Source organism: Microcoleus sp. K1-B1, from assembly GCF_036704705.1.
GTDB lineage: Bacteria > Cyanobacteriota > Cyanobacteriia > Cyanobacteriales > Microcoleaceae > Microcoleus.
The window spans coordinates 1-9938 of sequence record NZ_JAUBSH010000146.1 but is presented as its reverse complement, the minus strand read 5'-3'; the positions used below and the strand labels follow the sequence as shown (position 1 = coordinate 9938).

The window sequence follows — 9938 nt, the reverse complement described above, 5'->3', positions numbered from 1 at the left end:
TGATGCGCTCTTGGCAACCCTTCACGGAAATTGAAACCATCCGTCAGCAACTCGATAAAGTTTTTGACCAACTGGCAGCAACGAGAGATAATTCAGAAGCCACTTGGATGCCCGCTCTGGAATTGGCTGATGCTGGAGATAACTTCGTATTAAAAGCGCAACTGCCTGGAATTGACCCCAAAGACATTGACGTTCAAGTGACTCCGGAAGCAATTTCTATCTCTGGCGAACGCCGCTACGAAAACACAGACGAGAAATCAGGCTACGTCCGCTCTGAATTCCGCTATGGCAAATTCCACCGGGTGCTTCCCTTGCCCGCACCCATTCAAAACGACTCTGTGCAAGCTGAATGCAAAGATGGCATTCTAACGCTAACATTGCCCAAAGTGACTGAAGCTCGCAATAAAGTCGTCAAGATTAACTTAGCCGAAATTGCTGGAGCTTCAACGAATCCAGCTTTGGAACAGGCTAACCAATAACGATCTGCTGTGTTTAATGGAGTGAGGCAAATTTTCCTTTCATTGAGCCTGATTGGGTTTACTTAACAACAACGGAACTGGAAAAGCTGATACCGGGAGCTACCATTGCTCTCGGTATTCTTTATTTGGGAAAGCCGATCGAAAAGTTACCTACAGATGCCGTGGATTGGCACTGATTCCAGTTAGTCTGCCAAAATATTTCAGACTGGTCGGCCTCAATTTCATACAGTCTGTGAACCGGAGGAGGATTGGCGATCACCTCTAATCACCGGCTTATCTGTGGTAAAGTAGCACAGCTAGACATACCCTGCCAGCTCAAGCGCAATAGTTAAAGCATCTCAACCAGGTGATACATCAATTCAGAAAGTAGCCTCCCGATTTGATGTGAGTAAAGCATCTGTCCCCCAACTGATGATTTTCTACTTTCCCAATTCCTCAATAGATAATTAGCCGATGAATATCCATACCCTCTTGAGCCAAACCTCACGCCAACGGGTAAGCGATGGAGCCGTTTTACCCATCTTGAACGGTTGCGAATCCTCTATAAGGCAATTGGTTCTGTTCTTGCCACAATTGGGAGATTTCGACAGCCTTGAATATGCTTGGTGGTTGCAGCGGGACGCTCAACGGCTGGAAACACAAGGGATAGCAATCCGAGCTGTGGGAATTGGCTCACTCTCCTCGGGTGAGCGATTCTGTGGTTATACAGGATTTCCTGCCGACTGTTTGTTTGTAGATCCCAGCGCCCAACTGCACCACAAACTTGACCTGTATCCAGGTTTATCGTTAAAACTACCGGGTTTATCGGCTGCTATGAATGCTTACGTCAATCTATTGTTGATGTGTTCCGGGATTGGTAGCCCTGGCACTCTGGCAGAAGTATGGAGAGGATATCGAGGCGACGCAAAAGCACCTCAATTAATTGGTGATGATGAAATTATCCAGGCTTTTCCTTTTCCAGCCCTCAGAGGCTCCACTTTCCGGTGGGCAGGTGGCAAGGGTTTCCAGCGTCCATTTGAATTGGCAACTTTACGGCTGCGGAATATGGGAGAAGTGCTGAGTCATTGGAAAACGTATGTTCCAAATGCTGCTTATCTCACTCAACGAGGCGCAACTTTTTTGTTTAATGCTCGGGGAGATTTAGTTTACGAGCATCGAGATCGCGCCATCCTTGGTTTCGCTGCTGATATGAGCAATCCCCTGACATTTCTCTCAGAAATGGTGGCTGATGGAGACTCGTTGGGGCAGGACGGTATGCACTAACTACAACACTTATGGTGTGGGACTTGCAGGGGGTAAGAGTGGTCGATAGCGTTTGACTGGGGGCGGTCGCCTCCTAAAAGGTAACGGGTGTGGGGCTTGCAGGGGGTAAGAGTGGTCGATAGCGAATGGGCATGGGCTTACGGATAGGGGGATTCATGCGATCGTACTCAATCCCATCATTGCGGCTGGCAATTTCTTGCTTACAGAATAGTTTAAATCTCAACTTATCAGTTGCGGGCAACTGTTTGCTCGAAAACCCACTTGAAAGTGCAGCCGACTAATCCCCCAACAAACACCCAGAACGCGCATTGAGGCAGCACAGCAAAGATGAGCCACTCATGCGGCCACGATTGCCACAAGCGAAACATGATTGCGGTGATTGTAGCTAGTAGAGCTATTTTGCCGGCACTTGCTTCACGCCCGCCAAAAGCCATGCCACACCCCCCAGAGGCAAGCAATCGCCAGTTCGACCGACAGCGCGAAATTCAAGATGCTGGTGGCATTGGTGAGGAAGTCGTGCAGAGAAGTTAGTGAATTCATAAGATTGATTTTTTAGGACAGCTTCAGCTTAACTTGCTCAACAGGAGTTCTATTATGGTTGCTCTCTCAAGTTTCCCGATCGCGAATAATGCGACTTTTCACCTCGTTGGGAATTCTGCGATCGTTCAAAATCTCATCTAGCAGCGGTGAATTTTTGCCGCAGTCGTTTGCAACAGCCACAGCAACAGCGCACTGATTCGCTACTGGCATTAGGGAACCGCTAGCGATGAAATCTTCTCGGACAATAGAAGCTAAAAACTCGGAGTCAAATTTAGCAATTTTAGTCAGCAATCCTGTGACAACTAATTTATCTACTTTGCGGCTGATGTCTGTAATTCGCAGTAAGGTGCGGGTACAAGCGCCTATCTGGAACATGAATTCTTTCTTTTCTAAAAGAGCTATTTGATTGAAAGCAATCAGCGCTGAAGCTGCTCCCATGTTAATCAGTTCTTGATTAGAACTTTTAACAATTCGGTTGGTTAACTCAAAGGTCGCTTTTGCTAAATCGAAATCCATTGTTTTTATTCCTGAAGGATGATTCCAAATAGCCGTTTCTATCAATTTATACAATAGTTGTACTATTTCGGCAGCCGAATCGTTTTCTAAAGTTTCAAAAACAGCGATAATTTCTGAGGTCGCGACTACTTGCGAATTGACTGTTTCAATAAAAGCTTTCAAACAGTTTTGGCGCGCGCCAACGAGGGGAGACTTTGCAAAGACTGGCAGCAATTGCTGTAACTCAATGGGTTTTTTCTGTTCGGCAAGGGTGAGTAGGACTGCCGAGGCATCAAGGGCGACATCTCGCGACTGGTCTAAACACAGTTTTGCGAGTTCAGAAATAGCTGTTTGCGAGTTATTTTCTGCTTGCTGGCGGTACAATTTAATTAGGGCAGAGCGCGCTTCTTTTGAGGCAGCATTTTTTTGTAAGTAAGGTTCGAGTTGAAGAGGAACGTTATTGAGTTTTTTGAGAATTTGAGCTGTTTGCTGTGCTGGCAGTGTGGGGAGAATTTGTTCTAGAATTTCTGCTAAAAGCTGCTGTACCGCTCGATTATCTGCTAAAGCATCAATTGCCCGGATAAATTCTACGGGAGCTCGATCGATCGCCGGGACAATCCACTCAACTAAAGCTAATTGCAATTCGCTGCTGAGGGGACGCGCACTGTTAGCAGCACTTGCCAGTTCTCTAAATAATAAAGTAATAGTTGATGTTCGATTGGCGGGGATAGTTTCTATAGGAATTTTGAGTAAAATTTTGGCAACTAAATCGACTGCACCGCTGCCAACTGCTGATGTAATAGCAGCGAGATTGCGCCTGGTTAAATCTCCTAGTTCGGTTGGCAAACTGGCGCTGAATGTACTCTTTAAAATCGCTTCTAGCAAGGCTGAATCAGATGCAGCGGCGAGACCTACAGCACCGGCGGCAACGGCCGTCCAGTATTTATCTAAAGGGGCGCAGAGTGCTGTTTGCCAAGTGGTGCCGAAAACTGTATCGCCCGCAGCTAAAAAGTTTGGCAGCAGGCGACTGAGGAGTTGTATGGCGTTTTCTTTTTCTTTGAATTGTTCGGAAACTGGTTGAGAGATAATTGTTAGCAGAAAGTCTCGCTGAACAGTGGCAGGGACGCCCGGAGTCAAGTAAAGTTCGACGACGGTAGACCGAACGTTGCCGCCAAAAACAAAGTAATATTTTTTTAGGCTTTCTAAGATTTCTAGTTCAACGCCATCGCTCCGTTTGTTAATATAAATCTCACAAAACACACCGATAAATTTACCCCAAATATGATATAATTCTTGTCGGTTATTTTCGGCGGTTGGCTGTCGGTTGGCAATAGCTGCTAGGGCTCGCTCAAACCGAGAATTTGCAGCCGGAAATTCAAGATTTGCAGGCTTTGCTGCGGGAAATCGCCCCAGCAGTTCCGCAACAGTTTCGGCTGCTTTGTTAATGAGTTCCGGGCCGACATTTCCCAGCAGTTGAACTGCGAGTTCCCAAACAACATCGCCGTGGCGCTGCGGTGCTCCTCTAGCTGCCGCCAGCAGGGTTTCTTGGAAGCTATAGTCTCTAATAAGGGCTATTCCCAGCAGGGACAGCAACACGGCTGAGGATTCGGGTTCGGTGCGGGAAACGCTGGCAAAGGTAAGGGCGCGAAAAGGCAGGATTTTGGTTGTGTCTAATTCCTGAGAAATTTGGCTGAATTCCGGCAGGCTCAGGAGGGTTAAAAGTTGGCGAAATATTGACCAAATATAATATCTCGAATCTGCAATTTTAGAAGCAATTAAATCATTTTTAAGTTGGTCTTTGGCTCGTTCGCCTGTTTCGCTCGTATTCATCCAACGGGCGACCGCATATTCTAAAAATGTCTGGTGAAAAAAACCAGAACGCTTGCCTCCCAATTCTTTTAAAATTCCGTCACTTTTGAGTGAATTGTAAGCCGAGAAATCAGTTTCGCTGAGGTCTAAATCACCCTCGTAAACAAAGTCACGCAATCTCTCTCCTGAGCTTTCATACATCAACCGCGCTAGTTTCAAGCACAGTTTTTGTTTGACTAGGCTGAGATGCCCCGACTGCAAGTTGTGGCGGACTTTGGCAATTTTCCAATCCCAATATTTTTCGTAGAGCTGGCTCACTGTTAAATCTTCGGGAACCGTTTCTTCAGCGGCAAACAACTCGCAAAGTAAAGCTAGCAGCAAGGGATGACAAACGATTTCTTGTAGGGATACGCTGTCGGCGGAAAGGGCAATAATTTTGTTAGCAAAAGATTGCTGGCTTTCTAAAGTGCTGAATCCGGGTTGGGTTTTAATAAATTCTTGCGCGGCCGTTTTGACTTCTTCGCCCGTGAAGGGAGTAATTTTACAGTTGTCGCTGACGCTTTCTCGGAATCCGGCAAAGCTTTCGTGGTAGGGGTCAAAAAAGTTGCTGTAGTCGGTATCGCGGCAGGTAAAGGCAACTGTTGTGCCGATTTCTAATAACTGGGACAAGATGCCGCGCAACACCGGAACTAAAGGTTTTGTCAGTACAATATCTAAAGTGTCAATCAGGAGAATGCCGCGACTTTGTTGGGCTGTTAGTTGTTGGGCAATTTCCATAATAGATTGTCGCTTGCCGCTAATTTTTTCACCGAGTTCTAGGGCAAAGGTTTCAGCGGATTCGATTAAATCGTCGCATCGCGCTAAGGCCAGCCAACTGTTGCCTGATTCACTTTGTTCGGCGTGTAGTTCGTCGTAGATGCTGCCGAGGATGGTGCTTTTGCCGTATCCGGCGGCTCCTAAAATCGGGACGATGCGACGCTTGTTTTCAAAGACTCCGGCACGTATTTCTTTAAGGCACTTGGACAGCAGGGTTTCGCGGGGAATGGGAGGGAGAATGTAGGGATTGAGGGCGGCTCTGGCACGAGCGCCGCTGCGTTCTATTGCGACAAGCAGTTCGTCAATTTGTGGGTCAATAGGTTCCGGTTCCGGTTCTGTTTCGGGACTGACTATTTGCTGCCAGTCTAAGTCAAGAACATGGCAAATCTCCATGAAAATCGATCGATAAATCGCCTTCCCCGTAAAAAATCTGTTAACAGTTGACCAAGCTGCGAGCGCCATTTCAAAAGCCAGAGCTTTTTGCGTCAACTTTTTGCGTCCCAAAGCTCTTTTGGCGAGTTTGATTCCTTCAGCGGTTGCTTGGAGAGTGCGGTTTGACATAGGGCGTGTGAAGAGTATTCGTGTCAACTTAACCTGAACAGGACTTACGCACGGGTGGCTAGAAACCAGGTTTTTTGCATCATATCAAATCCGGTGGCATCGGATATTGATATTACCCACAGTCGAACCATCAGGACACGACACTGCCGTGTCCCTACAATTAATCCGGCGATGGTTAGCTCACAAGAGGGCGATAGATGATTCTGAGGTAGGGAAACGGCATTGCCGTGTCCTGAATTGCCGCGTTGTCGCTGGTTACATCCGAATCGTCAACAGTCAACAGTCAACAGTCATTCCAGTGCAGCTACCTCAACTCATACACCAACTCATACAAATTTGTCAACCACTCAAATCTGAACTCAAACACCCCCCTGCAAAAATCGAAGTTGTAAGGTTTAAAACCCAAATTGGGGGGTACATGGAATTTACACCAGAACCTCTGCACGCGGCTTGGCAGCAAGTCCGCAAGCGTAGTCGCAGCGCTGGAATTGACGGCATTACGGTTGATTTGTTTGCCGGTGTTGCCCGATACCAGTTGCAGATTTTGCAGCAGCAGTTGCAGCAGGAATCTTATTTTCCGCGTCCGGCTAAGGGTTTTTACCAGCCCAAAGCCAACGGCGGCAAGCGTTTGATTGGCATTCCTACGGTTAGGGACAGAATTGTGCAGCGCTTTTTGCTGGACGAACTGTATTGGCCGCTGGAGGATGTTTTTCTCGATTGCAGCTACGCTTACCGTCCCGGCAGGGGCATACAGATGGCTGTCAAACACCTGTATTCCTATTATCGATTCGGGCAGGCTTGGGTAGTCAAGGCTGATATTGAGAAGTTTTTTGACAACCTTTGTTGGCCGCTGCTATTGAGTGATTTGGAGAAGTTGCAGTTAGAGCCGATTTTGCGCCAGTTAATTCAACAGCAGCTTGGGTCGGGAATTGTTGTTAAGGGTCAGTGTTTGTATCCGAATCAGGGAGTTTTGCAAGGGGCGATTCTTTCCGGTGCTTTGGCTAATTTGTACTTGAACGAGTTTGACCGACTTTGTTTGAGTCACGGTTTGAATTTGGTGCGGTTTGGCGATGATTTTGCAATCGCTTGTGCCGATTCTATTCAAGCTAATCGCTGTTTGGAACAGATTAGTTCTTGGCTGGGCAGTTTGTATTTAAAACTTCAGCCAGAGAAGACGCGGATTTTTGCACCCGATGAGGAGTTTACTTTTCTCGGTTATCTGTTTCGCAATGGAGAGGTTTTTGCACCGGAACCCCCCCCAGGTAGGGGCGGTGCCCCCGTGCCCGCCCAGCCAGCCGCAAAGGGCAACCACGGGGGGTTTGCCCCTACTTCGGGACAGCCTTTTTCTCGCGCAGTAACTCGCAAAGTACCTGTGTTTTCTGGAAAGCCTTTGGCTTGCAGTATTTCAGTCAAGCGGATTGTTTTGCCACGCGCTAATTCGGAACATTTTTGGAGGGAACCTATGAGTACGTTGTATGTCACGGATCAGGGAGCTTATTTGAGCATTCAAAACCAGCAGTTTCAGGTTTATTACCAGCAGGTATTGCGGATAAAAGTTCCCGCTAGTCGGGTAAGCCACATTATTTTGTTTGGCTGCTGCAATGTGTCTCACGGGGCTGTATCTTGTGCGCTGCATCAGCGGATTCCTATTCTGTATTTGTCGCAGCGGGGTCGCTATTTCGGGCGGTTGCAACACGACGGGCGGGCAAAGGTGGAATACTTGACAAAGCAGGTGAGTTGTTCGATGAATCCTGAGTTTGTTCGGCTGCAAGCGGAGGCAATTGTGCGGGCAAAGTTGCACAATTCGCGGATTCTGCTGATGCGGTTGAACCGCTATCGCAAATCGAAGGATGCCAGTCAAACATCGGTTTTACAGGCGGTGGAAATGCTGGAAATGCTGATGGAAAGTTTGCATTTGGCTGAGTCTATGGATGCGCTGCGGGGTTATGAGGGGAAAGCGGCGACTGTTTATTTTCAAGCTTTGGGTTCTTTGTTTTCGGGCCCGTTTGTGTTTGAAGTTCGCACTAAGCGCCCTCCTACTGATCCGATTAATAGTTTGCTGAGTTTGGGCTACACTTTGTTGAGTCAGAATGTGAGTTCGTTTGTGGAAGCTGTGGGGCTGCACACGCATTTTGGGAATCTTCACGTGCCCCGCGACAATCACCCGGCTTTGGTTTCAGATTTGATGGAGGAGTTTCGGGCTCAGGTTGTGGATTCTCTGGTAACGTATTTGATTAATTCTCAGATTTTTATTGCGGATGATTTTACGCCGCCAGATGAACGGGGTGGGGTTTTTCTTCAACCTCATGCTTTGAAGAAGTTTCTCAAGCATTGGGATGAAAAGTTGCTGTCGGAGACGACTCATCCCCATACTGGTTATAAGGTGGCGTACCGTCGCTGTTTGGAATTGCAGGTGCGGGAGTACATCTCAGCGTTGATGGGAGAGGTTGAGGTGTATCGGCCGATGATGTGGGATAAGTAGGGCTCGGTGGGTGAGAGAAAGGGATTTTTTCTCTGTTTGTTAGTTCCACGGTTGTCTAATTAGCTTTTTCGTGGGGGGTAGGTGATGTCTGAAACCCTTATTCTGTCGTTACCCCCCACGAAATTCTTTTGGGGTAAAGGTTTGGAAGCCTTATTTTACTGTAGGTTGCTGATTTGTTGAGAATATCCTGCTTTTATTGACTTTAAATTTTGACCCCCACGAAAAAGTGCTGTAGACTTATTTTAGGGTAAGGCTTCTAGGAGCTAGCCTTTAGGCTTCTTCGGAAGTTGAATTAATGGAAACCAGAAAAACCGAAACGATTAAGGCTGTAATTAGAGCTTTAGGCTTCTTCGGAAGTTGAATTAATGGAAACGTCGATTACAGCACTTGTTTCGCGAGGCTGATGAGGCTGATCTTTAGGCTTCTTCGGAAGTTGAATTAATGGAAACGATCATTTGGATATTGATCTGCAGTGTTATTAAGCTCTTTAGGCTTCTTCGGAAGTTGAATTAATGGAAACAGGAAAGGATTGTGGTTCACCGGTTTTTCAACCGAGATCTTTAGGCTTCTTCGGAAGTTGAATTAATGGAAACTAGAGACCCCTTGAAGAACAATTTTGTTTACTACAAACTTTAGGCTTCTTCGGAAGTTGAATTAATGGAAACTTTTCCTGAGCCACCACGTGGTATTCGCGGTTTTCAACTTTAGGCTTCTTCGGAAGTTGAATTAATGGAAACTTCTCCTTGCGAAAAAGCTTTTGTAGGCGACATCAATACTTTAGGCTTCTTCGGAAGTTGAATTAATGGAAACTTGATTGGAAGCTTCAACCTCCACATACCCTTCACTTCTTTAGGCTTCTTCGGAAGTTGAATTAATGGAAACTTAGCTAGGGCTAGATTATACTCCACCGGTTGCAGCTTTAGGCTTCTTCGGAAGTTGAATTAATGGAAACAAGTGTTATTGTTAGGAAACAACAAACCTGATTTGATCTTTAGGCTTCTTCGGAAGTTGAATTAATGGAAACTAATACTGCAGAGTTGACATTTTTTCGGATTTACAACTTTAGGCTTCTTCGGAAGTTGAATTAATGGAAACCGTTCCGCATCTTGGATGATGCGTTCAACATCTCGTTCTTTAGGCTTCTTCGGAAGTTGAATTAATGGAAACTGCCATAAGCAAAGTCGTCATCTTTACCGGAGTAGATCTTTAGGCTTCTTCGGAAGTTGAATTAATGGAAACTTCTCCAATCGCGTAGTTAACGTCTTTCACACCCTTTCTTTAGGCTTCTTCGGAAGTTGAATTAATGGAAACTGGAACCTGCGCCGTTAGGATCGACAGGACCTGCTGCTTTAGGCTTCTTCGGAAGTTGAATTAATGGAAACAAGAATTATTATCTCACCACACCTTTATTTTCTCTTAGGGACATCCAAGAAATAAACTCTTCCAGTCCCCGGAGAGGGTAAACTGAATTAAGTAAGGCTAACGCACAAAAA

General features: G+C 46.4%; 5 protein-coding genes and 1 CRISPR repeat array. Of the genes, 4 read left to right on the top strand and 1 reads right to left on the bottom strand.

All coding sequences use genetic code 11. The features are described from left to right. Positions 1 to 2: 2 nt before the first annotated feature. The 3 genes from QUA83_RS29255 (at position 3) to QUA83_RS29245 (ending at position 2273) form a co-directional block, all read left to right on the top strand. Positions 3 to 479, top strand: coding sequence for an Hsp20/alpha crystallin family protein (locus QUA83_RS29255; RefSeq protein ID WP_333297661.1), 477 nt, complete (start codon positions 3 to 5; stop codon positions 477 to 479). A 453-nt stretch (positions 480 to 932) separates the two neighbouring features. After that, positions 933 to 1742, top strand: coding sequence for a peroxiredoxin-like family protein (locus tag QUA83_RS29250; protein ID WP_333297660.1), 810 nt, complete (start codon positions 933 to 935; stop codon positions 1740 to 1742). Between the two features lie 327 nt (positions 1743 to 2069). Further along, a complete protein-coding gene (locus QUA83_RS29245) occupies positions 2070 to 2273 on the top strand; it encodes a hypothetical protein (protein ID WP_333297658.1) in 204 nt (67 codons plus the stop codon). Between the two features lie 75 nt (positions 2274 to 2348). Here the strand turns inward: QUA83_RS29245 and QUA83_RS29240 are convergent, their stop codons facing one another. Continuing rightward, complete coding sequence (locus tag QUA83_RS29240; protein ID WP_333297656.1) at positions 2349 to 5963, bottom strand: NACHT domain-containing protein; 3615 nt, start codon at positions 5961 to 5963, stop codon at positions 2349 to 2351. A gap of 418 nt (positions 5964 to 6381) precedes the next feature. Between QUA83_RS29240 and cas1 the strand changes: the two genes are divergently transcribed. After that, positions 6382 to 8445 (top strand): CRISPR-associated endonuclease Cas1, encoded by a 2064-nt coding sequence (cas1, locus tag QUA83_RS29235; RefSeq protein ID WP_333297655.1) that lies wholly within the window; start codon positions 6382 to 6384, stop codon positions 8443 to 8445. Between the two features lie 268 nt (positions 8446 to 8713). Further along, a CRISPR array of direct repeats spans positions 8714 to 9827; the repeat unit is 35 nt; unit sequence CTTTAGGCTTCTTCGGAAGTTGAATTAATGGAAAC. Between the last annotated feature and the right edge of the window lie 111 nt (positions 9828 to 9938).

Bases quoted from the DNA above. Each gene is read 5' to 3' on its own strand.
- QUA83_RS29255 (WP_333297661.1), top strand. From the start codon at position 3: ATGCGCTCTTGGCAACCCTTCACGGAAATTGAAACCATCCGTCAGCAA.
- QUA83_RS29250 (WP_333297660.1), top strand. From the start codon at position 933: ATGAATATCCATACCCTCTTGAGCCAAACCTCACGCCAACGGGTAAGC.
- QUA83_RS29245 (WP_333297658.1), top strand. From the start codon at position 2,070: ATGAGCCACTCATGCGGCCACGATTGCCACAAGCGAAACATGATTGCG.
- QUA83_RS29240 (WP_333297656.1), bottom strand. From the start codon at position 5,963: ATGTCAAACCGCACTCTCCAAGCAACCGCTGAAGGAATCAAACTCGCC.
- cas1 (WP_333297655.1), top strand. From the start codon at position 6,382: ATGGAATTTACACCAGAACCTCTGCACGCGGCTTGGCAGCAAGTCCGC.